The sequence below is a fragment of the Streptomyces venezuelae ATCC 10712 genome (genome assembly GCF_008639165.1).
In the GTDB taxonomy this organism is placed as follows: domain Bacteria; phylum Actinomycetota; class Actinomycetes; order Streptomycetales; family Streptomycetaceae; genus Streptomyces; species Streptomyces venezuelae.
In genome coordinates, this window is record NZ_CP029197.1 from 189,401 (window position 1) to 206,403 (window position 17,003).

14 protein-coding genes and 1 pseudogene are annotated in these 17,003 nt (G+C 74.3%); 7 read left to right on the forward strand and 8 right to left on the reverse strand.

Features of this window, described 5'->3' with window-relative positions:
* Window positions 1-55: 55 nt before the first annotated feature.
* Window positions 56-946: an NAD(P)-dependent oxidoreductase gene (locus tag DEJ43_RS00860; protein ID WP_015031388.1), complete on the forward strand. Its 891-nt coding sequence runs from the start codon at window positions 56-58 to the stop codon at window positions 944-946.
* Between the two features lie 12 nt (window positions 947-958).
* Here DEJ43_RS00860 and DEJ43_RS00865 read toward each other — a convergent pair whose 3' ends face one another.
* Window positions 959-1,600 (reverse strand): TetR/AcrR family transcriptional regulator, encoded by a 642-nt coding sequence (locus tag DEJ43_RS00865; RefSeq protein ID WP_015031389.1) that lies wholly within the window; start codon window positions 1,598-1,600, stop codon window positions 959-961.
* Window positions 1,601-1,754: 154 nt separating this feature from the next.
* On the opposite strand from DEJ43_RS00865, the gene DEJ43_RS00870 reads away from it, so the two are divergent.
* Window positions 1,755-2,240 (forward strand): helix-turn-helix domain-containing protein, encoded by a 486-nt coding sequence (locus DEJ43_RS00870; RefSeq protein WP_015031390.1) that lies wholly within the window; start codon window positions 1,755-1,757, stop codon window positions 2,238-2,240.
* On the opposite strand, the gene DEJ43_RS00875 is transcribed toward DEJ43_RS00870, so the two are convergent.
* The 5 genes from DEJ43_RS00875 to DEJ43_RS00895 all read right to left on the reverse strand — a co-directional run bounded on the left by DEJ43_RS00875 (window position 2,241) and on the right by DEJ43_RS00895 (window position 8,509).
* Entirely contained in the window at window positions 2,241-3,413 is a 1,173-nt protein-coding gene (locus tag DEJ43_RS00875; protein ID WP_041663410.1) for an alpha-hydroxy-acid oxidizing protein, read from the reverse strand.
* A gap of 182 nt (window positions 3,414-3,595) precedes the next feature.
* Entirely contained in the window at window positions 3,596-4,705 is a 1,110-nt protein-coding gene (locus tag DEJ43_RS00880; protein ID WP_015031392.1) for a hypothetical protein, read from the reverse strand.
* Window positions 4,706-4,833: 128 nt separating this feature from the next.
* Window positions 4,834-6,906, reverse strand: a complete 2,073-nt coding sequence (locus tag DEJ43_RS00885) for a pectinesterase family protein (RefSeq protein ID WP_015031393.1) — start codon at window positions 6,904-6,906, stop codon at window positions 4,834-4,836.
* Window positions 6,907-7,088: 182 nt separating this feature from the next.
* Complete coding sequence (locus DEJ43_RS00890) at window positions 7,089-7,802, reverse strand: NPP1 family protein (RefSeq protein WP_051026000.1); 714 nt, start codon at window positions 7,800-7,802, stop codon at window positions 7,089-7,091.
* Window positions 7,803-7,942: 140 nt separating this feature from the next.
* A complete protein-coding gene (locus DEJ43_RS00895; protein WP_015031395.1) occupies window positions 7,943-8,509 on the reverse strand; it encodes a TetR/AcrR family transcriptional regulator in 567 nt (188 codons plus the stop codon).
* Window positions 8,510-8,614: 105 nt separating this feature from the next.
* Between DEJ43_RS00895 and DEJ43_RS00900 the strand changes: the two genes are divergently transcribed.
* Both DEJ43_RS00900 and mgt read left to right on the forward strand, forming a co-directional pair.
* On the forward strand, window positions 8,615-9,865 hold the full coding sequence (locus tag DEJ43_RS00900; protein WP_071891067.1) for an FAD-dependent monooxygenase: 1,251 nt from the start codon (window positions 8,615-8,617) through the stop codon (window positions 9,863-9,865).
* Window positions 9,866-9,889: 24 nt separating this feature from the next.
* Window positions 9,890-11,120, forward strand: a pseudogene (gene mgt, locus DEJ43_RS00905) (macrolide-inactivating glycosyltransferase); the annotation flags it as partial.
* A gap of 138 nt (window positions 11,121-11,258) precedes the next feature.
* Here the strand turns inward: mgt and secD are convergent.
* Both secD and DEJ43_RS37270 read right to left on the reverse strand, forming a co-directional pair.
* Entirely contained in the window at window positions 11,259-13,601 is a 2,343-nt protein-coding gene (gene secD, locus DEJ43_RS00910) for a protein translocase subunit SecD (RefSeq protein ID WP_015031398.1), read from the reverse strand.
* A gap of 149 nt (window positions 13,602-13,750) precedes the next feature.
* Complete coding sequence (locus DEJ43_RS37270; RefSeq protein WP_071891071.1) at window positions 13,751-14,176, reverse strand: hypothetical protein; 426 nt, start codon at window positions 14,174-14,176, stop codon at window positions 13,751-13,753.
* 175 nt (window positions 14,177-14,351) lie between these two features.
* Between DEJ43_RS37270 and DEJ43_RS00920 the strand changes: the two genes are divergently transcribed.
* The 3 genes from DEJ43_RS00920 to DEJ43_RS00930 all read left to right on the forward strand — a co-directional run bounded on the left by DEJ43_RS00920 (window position 14,352) and on the right by DEJ43_RS00930 (window position 16,978).
* The gene (locus DEJ43_RS00920) at window positions 14,352-15,026 is read left to right on the forward strand and encodes a lysophospholipid acyltransferase family protein (RefSeq protein WP_015031399.1); all 675 of its coding nucleotides are present in this window, start codon (window positions 14,352-14,354) and stop codon (window positions 15,024-15,026) included.
* Window positions 15,027-15,161: 135 nt separating this feature from the next.
* The gene (locus DEJ43_RS00925; RefSeq protein ID WP_015031400.1) at window positions 15,162-15,914 is read left to right on the forward strand and encodes a cupin domain-containing protein; all 753 of its coding nucleotides are present in this window, start codon (window positions 15,162-15,164) and stop codon (window positions 15,912-15,914) included.
* Window positions 15,911-16,978 carry a hypothetical protein gene (locus DEJ43_RS00930; protein WP_015031401.1) on the forward strand — a complete coding sequence of 356 codons (1,068 nt, stop codon included), beginning with the start codon at window positions 15,911-15,913 and terminating at the stop codon, window positions 16,976-16,978. Before DEJ43_RS00925 ends, DEJ43_RS00930 begins: the two co-directional genes overlap by 4 nt.
* Window positions 16,979-17,003 lie beyond the last annotated feature (25 nt).

A 17,003-nucleotide genomic window follows, 5' to 3' on the forward strand; every position in this document is an offset into this window, starting at 1 on the left:
CGGTCGTCTTGATCATCACCACCGCGCCGTCCTCATCGGAACAGGAAGTGACGTCATGACCGACAAGCTCACCGTGGGTGTCCTGGGCACCGGAATCATGGGGTCCGCGATGGCCCGCAATCTCCTGCGGGCGGGGCTCGCCGTCCAGGTCTGGAACCGGACCCGGGTCAAGGCGGAACCGCTCGCCGCCGAGGGGGCGTTCGTCGCCGACACGCCCGACGCGGCGGTACGGGGCGCGGACGTCGTCCTCACGATGCTGCACGACGGTCCCGCCGTGCTCGGGGCCATGCGGGCGGCCGCGGCCGGGCTCCGGCCGGGGGCCGCCTGGGTGCAGTCCACGACCGTGGGGGTGGAGAGCGTCGAGGAGCTGGCGGAGGTCGCGCGCGAGCACGGGCTCCTCTTCTACGACGCGCCCGTCCTCGGGACCCGCGAGCCCGCGGAGGCGGGCCTGCTGACCGTACTGGCGGCGGGCCCCGTCGACGGCCGGGAGGCCGTCGCGCCGGTACTGGAGGCCGTCGGCGCCCGTACCGTGTGGTCCGGTGAGGACGGGGCCTCCGGGGCCGCCACCCGGCTCAAGCTGGTGGCCAACAGCTGGGTCCTCGCCGCCACCAACGCGGCCGGTGAGGCCCTGGCCCTGTCCAAGGCCCTGGGGGTGGACCCGCGGAACTTCTTCGACGTGATCGCGGGCGGGCCGCTCGACATGGGCTATCTGCACGCCAAGGCCGCGCTCGTCCTGGAGGACCGCCTGTCGCCGCCCAGCTTCGCGGTGACCACGGCGGCGAAGGACGCCGAGCTGATCGTCGAGGCGGGGCTCCGGCACGGCGTCCGCCTCGACGTCGCCGCCGCCGGAGCCGCGCGCTTCGCCCGCGCGGCGGCGCGGGGCCACGGCGACGAGGACATGGCCGCCGCGTACTTCGCCAGTTTCGGGGAGGAGTCGGCCGGCTGAGCGACGCGCCCGTCAGCCTTCGCTCCCCCCGCCGGCGCCGTCCGTCCCGCCCGCGTCCCGGGCCGGGCCGCCCGTCTCCGCGAGGCCGGCGAGCACCGTGTCGAGGCCGCCCTTGATGCGGGCCACGTCCCAGCCGCGCTCGGTGCGCTGGAAGTCGAACAGGCCCGGCGTGAACGCCATGAGGAGCAGGTCCGCGACGTACGCGGCGTCCACGCCGGGGGCGAGCTCCGTGAGCATGCCGACGATCTGCTCGTGATGCCGGCGGAACGGGGCGCTGTGGTAGCGCCCCGCCGGGACGCTCGCCTCGGCCAGGAGCAGCAACTCGCGGTTGTCCTCGACGAGTTCGGCCAGGCCGTGGAGGAAGGCGCGCAGCCTGTCGTGGGCCGACGGGGCGTCGTCCGCGCAGTGCCGCGCGAACTCTTCCTGGAAGCGGGCCTCGTTGTCCTCGATCAGCGAGTAGACGAGGCCCGCCTTGCTGCGGAAGCGCCGGTAGACCGTGCCGACCCCCACCCCCGCGTCCTTGGCCACGGCGTCCAGGGAGAGTTCGGCGAAGCCGTCCGCCGCGAGTCGACGCCGGGCGGCGTCGAGGATGCGGAGGCGGTTGCGGGCGGCGTCGGCGCGCTCGGTGGGGGCGCGCCCGGTGGGGGCGGTCATGGGGTCGAGCGTAGCGGACGTAGCGGAGGCGTCTCCGGTTATCTCTTGATAATCGGAGACGCCTCCGCTTACTGTTGCGCCATGCCAACAAGCGGAGGTCTCTCCGCTTCAGACATGCCGAACCCCGCTCGCCCACTCACCTGGAGACCACGCCATGACCGCGCCCCTCCCCCTCCTCAACGGCCAGCTGATCGGCATCACGTACCACGCGATCGCCGCCGTCCGGGATCGGCTCCTCGCCGCCTCCGGCCTGACCTTCCACCAGTCCGTGGCGCTCAACGCCGCCGCCGACGGGCTCGACCGCGCCACCGCCGTGACCCGTATGGTCGCCACGCTCAAGATCGACGCCGCCGAGGGCCACGCCCTGCTCGACGAACTCACCGCGGCCGGACTGATCGACGGGGACCCGGTGTCCCCTGCCGACAAGCCGTCCCCGACCGACAAGCTGACCCTCAGCGACGAGGGCGATCGGATCCACCGGGGGTTCCGTGAGGCCGTGGCCGCGCTGGCCGACCGGCTCTACGGCGGGCTGTCGACCACCGAGCGGGAGCTCGCCGCGCGGGCCCTCGCCCATGTCACCGCAAGGGCGAACGCCGAACTCGCCGCCCTCGACGACGTCACCCAGCCTGCCTCCCGCTAGCTAGCCACGAACCGCCCTCAGCGCTCCCTCCGCCCGGAGGTCCGCGAGGGCGGGATAGCCGTCCACGGCCATGATCAGGTCCGCCTCCGCCAGGAGCGAGCGGAGGACGTGGACGATGCCGTCCGTGCCGCCGAGAGCGAGTCCGTACGCGTACGGGCGGCCGACGCCGACCGCCGTGGCCCCCAGGGCGAGCGCCTTGACGACGTCGGCGCCGCTACGGACCCCGGAGTCGAAGAGCACGGGAAGGCCGTCGGCGGCGGCCACCACACCGGGCAGCGCGTCGAGCGCGGGCAGCCCGCCGTTGGCCTGGCGGCCGCCGTGGTTGGAGCAGTAGATGCCGTCCACCCCGCCGTCCCTGGCCCGGCGCACGTCCTCCGGGTGGCAGATCCCCTTCAGGACGATCGGCAGGTCGGTGAGCGAGCGGAGCCACGCCAGGTCGTCCCAGACGAGCGGCTTGCCGAAGACGCCCACCCACTCCAGGACGGCGGCGCGCGGGTCCTCCTCGGGCGTCTTCGCGAGGCGGGCCCGGAAGACGGGGTCGGAGGTGTAGTTCGCGAGCGCGTGGCCGCGCAGCTGGGGGAAGTTGCCGGTGCCCAGGTCCCGGGGCCGCCACCCGGTGATCCAGGTGTCGAGCGTGACGACGATGCCCTTGAACCCGGCGGCCTCGGCCCGGTGCACGAGGCTCTCCGCGAGATCGCGGTCGGTGGGGGTGTAGAGCTGGAAGAAGCCCGGCGTGTCGCCGAACTCGGCGGCGACGTCCTCCATCGGGTCGGCGGTGAGGGTCGAGGCGATCATGGGCACGCCGGTCCGGGCGGCGGCGCGTGCCGTGGCCAGGTCGCCGTGCCCGTCCTGGGCGCAGAGACCTATCACCCCGACCGGGGCCATGAACAGCGGTGACGGCAGCGTGAGTCCGAACAGGTCGACGGTCAGGTCGCGCCGGTCGGCGCCGACCATCATGCGGGGCACCAGCCCCCAGTTCCGGAACGCCGCGACGTTGGCCTCCTGGGTGTACTCGTCACCCGCGCCGCCGGCCACGTACGACCACACCGAGGGAGGGAGCGCGGCCCGTGCCCTCTCCTCCAGTTCGGCGAAGGTCATCGGCAGGGTGGGGAGCACGCCGAAGAGTCCGTCGAAGTAGATCTCGTGCTGGTAGTCGCCGTAGTGCTGGGGCATGGGGTGGGCTCGTCCCTTCCGGTTCCGGTCGGCCGGGCGGCCGATCACCGCCGGCCGCCTCCCGAATGGCCCCCATCGTGCCCTCCACGGGCCCTCGTGACCATGCTCCAGACACCTCCCGTCCCCCGGGGAAGGGGGCCCCGGCGGACGATGCCCGCCGGGGCCCCCTTCTCGCCGGACGGCTACGAGCGCGTCGCCGTACGGCAGCCGTCGTCCGTGGCCGGCGTCCCGTCGGCGATCGCCTTGGAGCGGTCGTACGGGTCGACGGCCTCGCCGGTCTCCGGGCCGGTGGCGTTCCCGTCCTCGTCGAACTCCGGGGCGAGGTAGCCGGTGTGGTTGTCGCAGCCGCCGTTGGTCATGTCGAGCTTGTACGACACGATGGAGAAGGTACCCGGCTGGGTGACGATCTTCGCGGGGTCGTCCCAGTTCACCACGATCTCTCGGCGCACGATGGTCCGCACGACCTCGTCGCTGCCGGCCTCCGCCGCCACGAACGGGTACACGTAGGTGACGTCGGTCGCCACCTGGACCGCGCCGCGCTTGCCTTCGCGGTACGTGATCCGGCCCCGGGTCTTGACGACGTCACCGACCAGGCGGGCGTGGTCCGTTCGGTAGCGGCTGAAAAGGAGGAGCGGGTCGTTCTCCTCGCTGGGCGTCCGGAAGGCGGCGGCGAGGTAGTCCTTGATGTCCCGCTGGTGCGGGTTGATCAGGGCGATCGCCCTGGCGGGGCGTTCGCCGCGCAGCACGGCCGCGTCCAGGCTGGACGCGGCGAGGAAGTCGCGGGTCTGCCGGAGCGCCTTCTCCACCTGCGCCTGGTTCATCCAGCCGGTCGCCCGGGCGGCCGGGACGGAGATCCCGGCCGCGCCGTCGGCCCACAGCGCCGCGGGCGAGCCCCGGAACGGCTCGTCGAGCGTGCCGCGCCGGTCGGGCTCCATGGGCGGCGCCTCCGTCGGACGGTCCGACTCCAGGGCGAGCGGCGGTCCGGGCGTGCCCTCGTCCGTGGACGAGCCGATCATCCGCCAGGGGTCGAACGCCACGACGAGCAGGGCGACGGCCGCCAGCAGTCCGACCACGTACCAGCCCTTCCTCCGCCGGGGCGGGGGCGGCGTGTGCGTGCGCCAGCCCTGCGTCCCCGCGGGCTGGTCCCGCAGCCGCTCGGCGACGGCCCGGGCACGCGCCGAGGGCTCCCTGGGGGCGTCCGCGACGCCGTCCACGGAATCCCTCAGGAACTGCTCCCATGCCTCGTCCGGCACGGACGACCCGCCGCCGTCCCGCTCCCCACCCGCGCCCACAACGTCCCCCTCGTCTCACACGTCACTCCCGCCCCACCGCGGGGCTCCAGAATGATCGCATGGCACTCGCGTGCGACTGGTCACCCGCACAGGCTCTGACCTGTGACCGCACAGGTCCTGACCTGCCGTCAGCCCACGGGCGGGGTCCAGTCGCCCAGCCAGTGGGGGATGTCCTGGGCCGCGGCGTCGGTGGCGGTCAGGTGGGGGCGGTTCGGGCTCGGTGAGCCCGCGCCCGGGCCCGTGTTGCGGTACTCGGCGAAGCGGTCGGACTTCCAGGAGAAGCCGCCCATGTCCGTCCAGGGCGCCGGCTTGACGGCGGCGCTCAGGACGCTGTCACGGACCGTGGTCTGCGGGGAGAGGCTCGCGTCCCCGCCCGCGTGCCAGGGCCGTCCGAGGAAGAACGTTCCCGCGCCTACGTCGCCGTTGACGGTGGAACGGCTGATGAGGAAGCCCTTGCGGCCGGCCGCGGTGCTCGGCGCGGTGACGTACCCGGCCGAGGAGCCGTCCCAGCGCTTCTTGAGGGTGAGGACGGACCGGTCGATGACGGCCGTGGCGCGCCCGAAGACGAAGTCGACGTTGCCGATGACGTAGGAGCCGGTCATGTACACCCGGCCGATCCTGTCCTTCGCGGCCGTGTCGAGGAGGAGCGTGTCCTGGTCCCCGCTGACGATGACGCCGTCGAGCACGACCCGGTCGGCGGCGGTGCGCAGGGCGACCGCCTGGTGCCCGTCGAGGTTCTGGTGCGCGGCCTCGTCGAAGTCGTTGGAGACGGTGAGGTTGTGCGCCCGGAAGTCGTCCGCCTCGACGGCGACGGTGGCGCTGCCGCCCGTCCCGTACGTTCCCGAGCCGTCGGGCTTCGTCATCCCGGAGGCGTGGCCCTCGACGATGACGGTGTCCTTGCGGCTGCCGCCGGTGCCTTCGAGGGTGACGTGGGGCTTGGTCGCGGGGACCTTGACCGTCTCCCGGTAGACCCCGGGGGCGATCCGGATCACCACGGGTGAGCTGTTGCCCGCCGGCACGGCGTCGACGGCCTTCTGGACGCCGGTGAACCGCCCCGTGCCGTCCTTGGCGACGGTGAGCACGGTGGGGGCGGCGGCCGCCTCCGTTCCCGCCGCGCCGGCGGTGCCGATCGTGGACCGCGGACCGGCGCCCGCCTTGAGCAGCGCCGGTACGGCTGAGGCCGGGTCGGGCGTGTACGGGTAGAAGCTCCTCGGGTCGAAGGCCGTCCCGCCGCTCTCGTTGCGGCCGGTGGTTCCGGTGAAGACGTTGCCGCGCTGCACGAGCGCCGCCGTGCTGTCCTTGATCACCGGGTTGTTCACGCCCTGGAAGACGCTGTTCTCCAGGAGCATCCGGGTCCTGCCGCGCGCGTAGTTGCCGTACGCGGAGGTGATGCCGGTGCCCGCGTCGTCCTGGAGGAGGTTGTTGTAGAGGTGGGCGTGGGCGACGTTGTCGGTGGACGGGTTGCGCTGCTCGGTCTCGCGGAACCAGTTGTGGTGGATCGTGAGGTCGGCCGTGACGTTCTCGGTCCAGCCGATGCCGAAGGTCTTGTTGTTGTTGCCGAGCCTGTTCCAGGACACCGTGACGTACGTCGTGTCCTTGCGGCTGTCGATGAGGCCGTCGGCCATGTGCCGCAGGTCGTTGTGGTCGATCCACACGTGGTGCGCGCCGTCCATCTGGACGGCGTCGAAGTCGTGCTCCTTGTCGTTCCAGACGCCCTGGTACGCGTCCCGGATCGTCAGGTTCCTGATGATGACGTTGTGGACGCCCTGACCGAGGAAGAACCCGCCGCCGACGATGTGCCCCGAGGTCCCCGAACCGACGATGGTCTTGTCGGAGGCGACCTTGATCTCCTTGCCCGTGGGGTTCATCGTGATCGTCCCCGCCACGACGATGACGTACGGCTCCGGGGCGGTGGCGTACTTCTCCAGTTCCGCGAGGTTCCGGACGGTGACCGTCCGGCCGTCCCGGCCGCCGTACGTGCCGTTCTGCCCCAGCGCGTCGACCGAGGCGAAGCCGTCGGCGACCGCCCGCGCCCAGGCGGGTGCGTCCGCCGCCGTCGCCTCGGGCCGCCCGTCCGCGCCGAACACGCCGAAGGCCGTGCCGTACGCAAGGACTCCGGCGGCGGCGAGCGCGGCCGGTCCGCCGAGCAGCAGCCCCCTTCCGCGCCTGCGGTGTCTCGCCCTGCTGCGGGTCTCGGTCATCTCGTCCGTCCTTCCGTCCGTGGGGGTGCCCGCCGGGAAGGCCGGGCGGACGGTAGTCGCCACGGGGGTGGGGAAAGGTTGCCGCCGGCACCGGCGCGTGCGGGCCGGCGGCTCCCTCGAGTTCGGACGGGGCTGTTGAACGGGGCTGTTGGACGGGGCTTTTCAGGCGGGGCGCGGACCCGTCAGGCGTACGGGTCGAAGGGGATGCCGGCCGGCTTGGCCTTCGCCAGGTGGGGGGCGAAGTTGCCGTCCTTCAGGCCGAACACGGCGCTGCCGAAGTCGGCCTGGCTCAGCTTGTCGCGCAGTCCGGCCGGGTAGCCGTTCCAGCCGACCAGGCTCGGGAACTGCCAGGTGTGCTGGTGGTTCTCCGGCGGCTCGTCGTTGGAGTTGGCGGGGCGGAAGCAGTGCGTCCCGATGCCGTCCTTGTGGTAGACGACCTTGGGGTGGGTGCCGTCCCAGCGGATCGCGTCCCGGCCGTAGGTGTTGAAGTTGCCGTGCGCGGACGTGGAGACGTACTGCGCCTGGTTGTTCTGCACCCACACCACGACGTGCTCCCAGTCGTGGCGGTGGCCGCCGAGGCCGCTGCCGATGACGGCCTGGTCCTTCTCGAAGTACAGGCCGTAGAGGATGGCGCACCAGCCGTTGTTGCACTTCGCGCGGGAGTAGCCGTTGGTCTGGGTGAGGTCCCAGGAGTCACGGCACTGGCCGTTGAGCGCGCCGGACGGCTTGAGCCCGCCGTTGATCGTGCCGTCGGGACCGATCGCGGCGGTGGAGTAGCAGCCGTCGGTGTCGTAGTCGTAGGCCGGCTGGAACGTCTGCTCCAGTCCGTCCGCGTTGGCGGGCAGCGGTGGGGGCGGTGCGGCGAAGGCGCTGCTCGGTACGGCGATGATCATCATGAGGGCGCCGGCGAGGGCGACCGCGCCCCTGGTGGCGTACACCTTTGTCTTCACTGTGTCCCCTGGGTCGGACGGCGTGGTGCGCGACAGGCCACATTTTGGCATGGACAGTTCATCGCCGGTGGGGACTGGCCATGAACTCAGCGCATCGCCGCGGCGACCAGCCGCCCCACCTCTTCGACGGAGACGGTCCCGCCGTTGACGAGACGGTCGAAGACCAGACCGTCCACGCAGGTCAGCAGGGTGACGGTCCGTTCGTCGGCACCCTCGGGCCCCGCGGCGCCGTGCGCGGCAAGGAAGTCCCGGACGATCCGCCGGCCCGCGTTGTCACGCGGCACGAGGATCTCCCGCAGCTCCGGGTGGTGCACGCTCTCCAGGGCGCAGGCGTAGCGCGCGAGGGAGCGCCGGCGCCCCTCACCGGTGAGCCGCCGCCGGGTGAACTCGGCGAGTCCGACGGCCAGTTCCGCCGCGTTCCGAGGGACCGGCACACGCTCCCCCGCCTCCTGCAGCTCGGCCTGGTCGAGCGCGACCAGACGGCCGACGAGCGCGGTGAGGAGCGCCTGGCGGGTGCGGTAGTACGCGGAGGTGGTCCCGGACGGCAGGTCGGCGGCGCGGTCCACCGCCCGGTGGGTGAGCCCTCGCATGCCCTGCGCGGCGAGGACGTCGATGGCGGTGTCGGCGAGGAGGGTGCGTCGGTCGGCGGTCATCCCCCCTTTCTACACCTGTAGAGGCGAGGTGTACGGTGCTGCCGCGGCCGCCTTCTACAGGTGTAGAAGGCGGCGGCTATCTGTGACCGACGGAGGGAGCTGGGCATGAGCGGGTACGCGGTGGTGGTCGGCGGCGGCATCGGAGGGCTGGCCACGGCGATCGGACTCCGGCGGATCGGCTGGGAGGTGACCGTCCTCGAACGCGCCGCCGTCCTCGACGACATGGGGGCCGGCATCTCGCTGCACGCCAACGGGATGCGCGCCCTGGACGCCCTCGGCGTCGGCGAGGCCGTACGCCGGGCGGCCCGGCCCCAGTACACCGGAGGCACGCGCACCCCGGCCGGCGGCCGGCTGGCCCGGATGGACGGCGCCGCGCTGGAACGGGCACTGGGCACGCCGATCGTCGGCATCCCGCGCGCGGCGCTGCACCGGGCACTGCGGGCGGCCCTGCCCGCCGGATGCGTGGTCACCGGCGCCGAGGTCACGGCGGTCGACCTGTCCGATCCGCGCCGCGCGCGGGTGTCCACGACCACCGAAAGCGGCAGCGGCAGCGGGGGCAGCGCGCGTGAAGCCGACCTGGTCGTGGCCGCCGACGGGGTGCGCAGCCGCCTCCGCGCGCTGGTGGCCCCAGACCATCCCGGCCCGGCGTACAGCGGGTCGACCGTGCTGCGCGCGATCACGGACCGCCCGGTCACGCTCGCCTCCGACTTCGAGCTGACGTGGGGCCGGGGCGCCGAGTTCGGCCACATCGCGTTCGCCGACGGCCGTGCCGAGTGGCACGCCGTACTCAACTCGCCGCCCGGCGTGCGCTTCCCCGACCCCCTGGCCGAGACGCGCCGCCGTTTCGGGGGCTGGCACGCACCGATTCCCGCCCTGCTCGACGCCACTCGCCCCGGGGCCGTACTGCATCACGACATCCATGAACTCGTCACCCCTCTCCCCTCCTTCGTCGCCGGGCGGCTCGCCCTGCTCGGTGACGCCGCGCACGCCATGACCCCGAATCTCGGCCAGGGCGCCTGCCAGGCGCTGGAGGACGCGGTGACCCTGGCCGCCGCGCTCGCGGCCGAGTCGGGTCCCGGGCGGCGGCGGACCGCCTCCCAGCCGGGCGCCGCGGCGGGCGTCGACGCGGCGCTGGTGCGGTACGACGCCGAGCGGCGTCCCCGCAGCCAGGCCGTCGCCCGGGCCGCGCGGCAGGCCGGCCGGATGGGCCAGCGGCTCAGCCACCCCCTCGCCGTCGCCCTGCGCGACACCGCGCTCCGGGTGGCCCCGTCGGGGGTGACCGTCCGCGCGATCCTGCGGCACGCCGACTGGACCGCGCCACGGCTCACTCCCCCGGCGGCCACCCCGGGAAGCTGAGTCGCACAGAATCGAGTAGACGATACGTATCGTCTCGTCTACTGTGGTCGTCATGACCACCACCGCGTCCCGCGCGCACATCGCCATGTTCTCCATCGCCGCCCACGGCCACGTGAACCCGAGCCTGGAGGTCATCCGTGAGCTCGTCGCCCGTGGCCACCGCGTCAGCTACGCCGTGCCCGCCTCATTCGCCGAGAAGGTCGCGGCGACGGGGGCCACGCCCGTCGTCTACACCTCGACCCTGCCGACCGACGACGACCCGGACGCCTGGGGCACGGAACTGATCGACAACCTCGAACCCTTCCTGCGCGACGCCGAGCAGGCACTCCCCCAGCTCGCCGAGGCCTTCGACCGGGACCGGCCGGACCTCGTCCTCCACGACATCACCTCCTACCCCGCCCCCGTCCTCGCCCACTCCTGGGGCGTGCCCGCCGTCTCCCTGTGGCCGAACCTGGTGCCCTGGGAGGGGTACGAGGAGGAGGTCGCCGAGCCGATGCTCGCCGAGCTCAAGGCCTCACCGCGCGGCAAGGCGTACTACACGCGGTTCGCGGACTGGCTCGCCGAGCACGGCATCGACACCGACCCGGACCGTTTCGTCGCCCGCCCGCGCCGCGCGATCGTGCTGATCCCGAAGGCGCTCCAGCCGCAGGCCGACCGCGTCGACGAGTCCGTCTACACCTTCGTCGGCGCCTGTCAGGGCGAGCGTGCCGAACAGGGCACGTGGCAGCGGCCGGCGGACGCGGAGAAGGTCGTCCTGGTCTCGCTCGGCTCCGCGTTCACCAAGCTGCCCGGCTTCTACCGGGACTGCGTCGAGGCCTTCGCCGGGCTCCCCGGCTGGCATGTCGTCCTGCAGATCGGGAAGTTCGTCGACCCGGCCGAGCTGGGCACCGTGCCGTCCAACGTCGAAGTGCGCTCCTGGGTGCCCCAGTTGGCGATCCTGCGGCAGGCCGACGGCTTCGTGACCCACGCGGGCGCGGGCGGCAGCCAGGAAGGCCTGGCCACGGGCACCCCGATGGTGGCCGTGCCGCAGGCCGTCGACCAGTTCGGGAACGCGGACATGCTCCAGTCCCTGGGCGTGGCCCGCCACCTGCCGATGGACGAGGTCACCCCCGAACGGCTCCGCACGGCCATGCTGGCCCTCCTCGGAGATCCCGAAGTGGCCCGCCGCGCACGGGAGATCCAGGAGTCCATGGCCCGCGAGGGCGGGACGCTCCGCGCCGCCGACCTGATCGAGGCCGAACTCGCCGGATCGTGACGCCGTGGACGCGGGGCCCCGTCGAAGGGCTCCGGGGCCCCCGAAGGCGGGGCCCCGACGGCAGCCCCCCGACGGCGGGCCCCCGACAGCGGCCTCCCGGTGCGCACGAGCCGTGCGGGGCGGCCGCCGTCGCCCCCGTCAGACCACCGCGCCCGACCGGTCCCGGGCGGGGACGCCCGCCCGCCGCCGGGTCGCGGGCGCCGGTCCGCCGCCGCGTCCGCCGCCCGAGCCTGCGGGCGACGCCGGGTTCCTCGTCTCCAGCGCCACGGCCAGCGGCATCGCCGTGAACACCGTGGACGCCATGCCCAGCACGACGCCCGCGAGCAGCGCCACGGAGAAGTCGGTCAGCGAGTCGCCGCCCAGGACGGCCAGCGCCACGAGGACGAACAGGGCGCCCATCCCGGTGTTGACCGTACGGGGCAGGGTCTGGGCGACGGCCCGGTCGGCGAGGTCCGCCAGCGGCACGCCACCGCCCCGGCGCCGCAGCTCCCGCAGCCGGTCGAGGACGACGACCGAGTCGTTGACGGAGTAGCCGACGACGGTCAGCAGCGCCGCCAGGAAGACGCTGTCCACCGGCTTGCCCAGCCAGGCGAAGAGCCCGACGACGAGCAGCACGTCCTGCGTCATGGCCGCCACCGCCGCCGTCGCGTACGTCCAGCGGAACCGTACGGTCAGATAGAGGAGTTGGGCCGCGACCGCGAGCCCGAGCGCGAGCAGCGCGTGGGTGCGCAGTTCCCCGCCGAGGCTCGGTCCGATCAGGTCGTCGCGCTCCGCTTCCACCGGGCCCGCGACCCGGGTGAGCGCCTCCCGGATCTCGGTCTGCTCCGCGTCCCCGGTCTCCCGGACGCGGACGGAGACGTCGTGCTCCCCCGTCGTCTGCACGACGGCGTCCGGGAACCCGGCGGCCGTGACCGCCGCGCGGGCCGCGTCGGCGTCGACGGGCCGCTCGGCCGTGTACTGGACGATCCGGCCGCCGGTGAACTCGACCCCGAACTCCATGCCCCGGACGCCGATTCCGGCGAGCGCCGCGACGAGGAGTCCCGCGCAGGTCAGCAGCCAGCGGCGGCGGTGGGCCATGAGGCGCGGGACGCGCCGGGTCAGCCGGGTGCGCAGCCGGCCGAGCCCGGCCATGCCGGTGACCGCCGGCCGCCGCCGCACCGCGGGCAGGCGCAGGGTGAGATCGGCGAGGAGCCGGGTGATCACCATCGCGGTGAGGAGCGAGGTCACGACGCCGATCGCGAGGGTCACGCCGAATCCCTTCACCGGGCCGGTGGCGAAGACGAACAGCAGCCCGGCGGCGAGCAGGGTGGTGACGTGGGAGTCGGCCACCGCGCTCCACACCTTGCCGAACGCCGTCGCCAGCGGCCGCCGCAGGTCGCGCCCGCCGGTCCGGCCGAGGGCCGCGTACTCCTCCCTCGCGCGTTCGAAGACGAGGACGTTCGCGTCGACGGCGATGCCGATGGCAAGCACGAACCCGGCGAGGCCGGGCAGCGTCAGGGTGGCTCCCAGGGCGACCACGGCGGCGTACGAGATGAGCCCGTAGAGCAGCAGCGCGACCGTCGCGAGGACGCCGAGGAGGCGGTAGACCACGATCACGAAGGCTCCGGTGCAGGCGAGTCCGATCACGGCGGCCAGGGCGCTGGCCCGGATCGCGTCGGCGCCGAGTGTCGGCCCCACGGTGCTCTGCTCGACCGTCGTCACGGGGACCGGAAGGGCGCCGCCCTGGACGAGGGCCGCGAGGTCGCGGGCCTCCTGCCCGGAGAAGCCCCCGGTGATCTGCGCGGAGCCGCCGCCGATGCCCGCGCCGCAGGGAACGCCGGTCTGCATGCCGGGCGCGGACACGACGCGGTCGTCGAGCACGATGGCGACCCGGCGCGCCGGGTCGCCGGGTGCCGCGCAGGCGGCGGCGCCGGTCAGCCTCGCCCAGGTGCCGGCGGCGCCGTCGCGGAAGGCGAGGTCCACCGTCCAGCCCCGGCCGCCCTGGGTGTCGAGCACGGCTTCGGCGCTCTTGACGCCGTCGCCGGTGAGCGCGGGTGCGGCCAGGGTGAGGAAGGTGCCGGGCGCGTCGGGGTCGGCGAGGACGCGTGTCCCGTCGGGGGACGCGGCGGGCCCGCCGGTTTCCCCCGCCGTGCCGGTGACGGCGTGGAAGGTGAGCTGCGCCGTGCGGCCGATGACGTCGGCGGCCTCGCGCGGATCGCGCAGTCCGGGGAGTTCGACGACGATGCGGCGTTCGCCGGAGCGGGCGAGCGAGGGTTCGGCGACGCCGAGGCCGTCGACCCGCTTCCGGAGCACTTCGAGGGCGCGGTCGGTGGCGGCGGCGTCGGCGCGGGCGGTGGGCCCGTCCTCGGTCTGGAGGACGATACGGGTCCCGCCCCGCAGGTCGAGACCGAGGCGCGGCGGGGTGGTGAGGGTGATCCACAGGGAGAGCGCGACGACGGCGAGCGCGAGCAGCGCGCGCCAGAGCGCGGAACGAGAGGACACGGGTACTCCACGGGCAGTGCACGGCGGCGGCGCGCGTCCACGCGGGAGGGTGGAGGCGCTCGCCGGCCGTGCCGGACGAACGGTCGGATGCGCGTCGTGGACCGGTCCGGGGACATGCCGATGGCCCGGACGGCGACGCGGGGGGAACGTCAGCTGTGCCGGGTGGAGGGAGGGCCGCGGGGCGCCCGCGGGTCGTGCGCCGTCGCGGGCGGCGCCCGCTCGCGGCGGGGATCACCGGCGAGGACGCCGCGCGCGGGCAGGACGAGGCCGGCGGGAACGGCGGTCGTGGCCGCGGGCGTTCCCGGCAGCCGTACGGGGTTCTCGACGGCCGCGGGAAGCCGTACGACCGCGGTGGGCGCGAAGTGCGGCTCGGGTGCGGCGGCGCGGGGCGCCGTGCGGGGGTGGTGCGTGTCGCCGGGGGACGTGACGCCGTGGGGTGGGGCGGCGGGGGAGGTGGCGCCGTGGGGTGGGGCGGCGCGGCTCGGGCCGGGCGTCGGGGTCGTCGCCTCCGCCGTCGTCGCCGGGAGGACGAGGAGGGACCAGATCGCGCAGAGCACCGCGGGCAGAAGGGTCACGAGCCGACGTGCCGAACGTCCCACGCCGCCCCCTCCCTCCAGCACCCTGCCCCGCCTGTCGGATGCTCAGCGTAGACGTTGGGTACGACAGCTGAGTACGCGTGCTCAGGTGCGAGGCGGCACGGGCTCGCACGATGGACGGGTCAGCATCGTCCGCACGTCCAGGGGGCCGTCCGTGCTCAGCCGTCTCGCCGCCCATGTCGTCCCGTTCTTCGGCCGACTGACCGTCACCGCCGACCCCGGGGCCCGCCTCGAACCCGGCAGCATCCTGGTCGTGAACCACACGTCGACGGCCGACCCGGCGCTGGTCCTCGCCGCGCTCCGCAAGCGGCTCGCCGTCGAGCCCGTGCTGCTGGCCACCGCCGGGCTCTGGCGGATCCCGCTGCTCGGCCGGGCGCTGACCCGCGAGGGCCATGTGCCGGTCCACCGCAACTCGGCCCGCGCGTCGGCGGCCCTCGACCGCGCCGCCGTCGCGCTCGCCTCGGGGCGGCACGTGATGCTGTACGCGGAGGGCCGCATCCCGCCTCGGCCGGACTCCGCGGAGAACCCGCCGGAGGCGTTCCGCACCGGGCTCGCGCGGCTCGCCCGGGTCACCGGTGCGCCGGTGGTGCCGATCGGTCAGGCCGGTGCCCGGCGGATCACCTCGGGTGGACGGGTGAAGCAGATCGCCGGGGTGCTCACGGCGCCGGTCCGCAGGCCGGGTCTCCATGTCCACATCGGGGCGCCGCTGCGGCTGCCGGCCGACGTGGCCGCCGCGACGGAGCTGGCCCACGGGGCGGTCACCGAGGCGTGGCGGACGGCGGCCGGGGCGCTCGGCGAGCCGGCGGCGGCCGCGGCCCGGCGCGACTGAACGGTACGCGGCAGGGGCGGGGACAGACGGCGTTCACCTGGGGGTCGCTCCGGAACCTCCCCTTGTTCCCGAACAGCGCTCTACTATGCGGTGGTCGTGCGTCGGCACGCACAACGGGCGTCAGGGGGAGGCGCGGTGGCGATACGACCCGTACGGGCACAGGACGGCACACCGGACGACATGCCGGACCGGGCGGGGAAGGACCTGCCCGCCGGGGTGGAGCTGTACCACCTGAGGCCGGACGGCGGCATCCTGCTTGCCGACCGGGAGGGGAGCCGGGAGCTCGGCCCCGAGCGGGAGTTCCTGCGGTTCATCGACGACGGGCAGTTCGCCCACTACCTGGTGGGGGACGCGGCGACCTCGCCCGAGCGGCCGTCCAACGCCACCGTCAAGCTCGGGGTCGTGGGGCCGCGCAGCGCCTTCACTCCGCACGCGCACGGCGGCGAACACTTCGTGCTCAGCCTCGGCCACGCCGCCTGCGGGCTGTACGACGGGGTCCGGGGGCGCGTCACCGACGTGCCGCTCGCGCCGGGCATGCTGATCCGGATCCCGGAGATGATGCCGCACTCGTTCGCCAACCGGGGCGACAGCCCCCTGACGATCCTCGCCGCGAACACCGGTTACGGGATCGACCACGAGGACTACGCGATCACCGCGGCGGAGGCCGAGCGGCGCGCCCAGGAGTCCCCCGGCGACCCGGGCGGCGTGCGCGCCGCGGGCGGCCGGACCGCGCTGGCCACGGCCCTCACCGACTACCGTGCGCTGGCCGCCGAGCTCCGCGACATCGAGCGGGCCCAGCGGGTCCACGGCATCGCCGCCACCACGGTCCGCGAGCGGCTGGCGGCCCGGCTGCGCCGGGTGGCGGCCGCGCTGGAGGTGTCCCGGTGATCTGTCCGCACTGTGAGCAGAACCTGCTCCGCAAGCAGCGCACCGGCAACCGCTGTTCCTTCTGCAAGCGTGACTACGCGCTGGACCCCAAGACGAACCCGCTCGGGCTCAACGACCTCCGCGTGCGCCGGGTCACCGCCGCCCTCACGGACGGGGGCCGGATCCGGATCGTGCCGGAGCAGCTGTGGTACGCCCTCTCCCGCAAGCGTCTGCGGGACAGCGAGTTCGGACAGGGCTGCCTGGGCGGGGCGTTCGCCCTGGGCGCCTTCGTCGCCTTCGTCTCGTTCGTCGCCGAGGCCCCGGTGCTGCTGCTCGCCTCCGCCGCCCTGCTGCTCGTCGGATCGGGGATCGCGGTCGCGCGGGCCGTGGGCGTGGGCGCGGGAGTCCCGCGCGTGTCCAGGGAGGACTTCGCCGCGCAGGTGCTCGGTGCGTGGCGCAGGACGTACGGCTCGCTGCCGCCCGGGGTGCTCGACACCTCGGGGTCCACGCACGGCCCGGCGGTGCCGGCGGTAGCGCCGGGAGCGGCGGGGACGGCCGGGGTGCTGATCTGCCGGGACCGTGCCGTCGTCGCGTTCCTCGACGCCGCCGGTCTGCTCGCCCGGCACGGTCTCGCGTCGGCCCGGAGCCCGGAGGAGGTCCGTGCGGTGCCGTCGAGCGGTCCGGTGCTGGTGCTCCACGACGTCGACGCGGAGCGCGAACTGTTCGTCCGCCGGGTCCGGGAGACCCTGCCGGGCCGGACGGTCGTCGACGCCGCGCCGCCGCTGCGCACCCTGCGGGCCCGCCCGAACGCCGTGCCCTACCGGGACCCGGGGCGGAAGCCCGACGCGGAGGCCATGCGGCTCCTGTCCGGGCTCGGCACGCTCACTCCCGAGGAGCTGAAGTGGCTCGGGAAGGGGTGGCGTTACCCGCTCGTCGGGCTGTCCCCCGCCCGGCTGCTCGCCGTCGTGGACCGGGTGGCGGGGCAGGTCACGCGGCGGGTCGACGAAGACCGCCGGCGCGCCGCGGCACTGGGATTCCTCACCTGGCCCGGACCGGCCGGGCCCGGTCCGGTGGGTGGCCCGTGATCTGCCCGCACTGCTTCGCCGACGT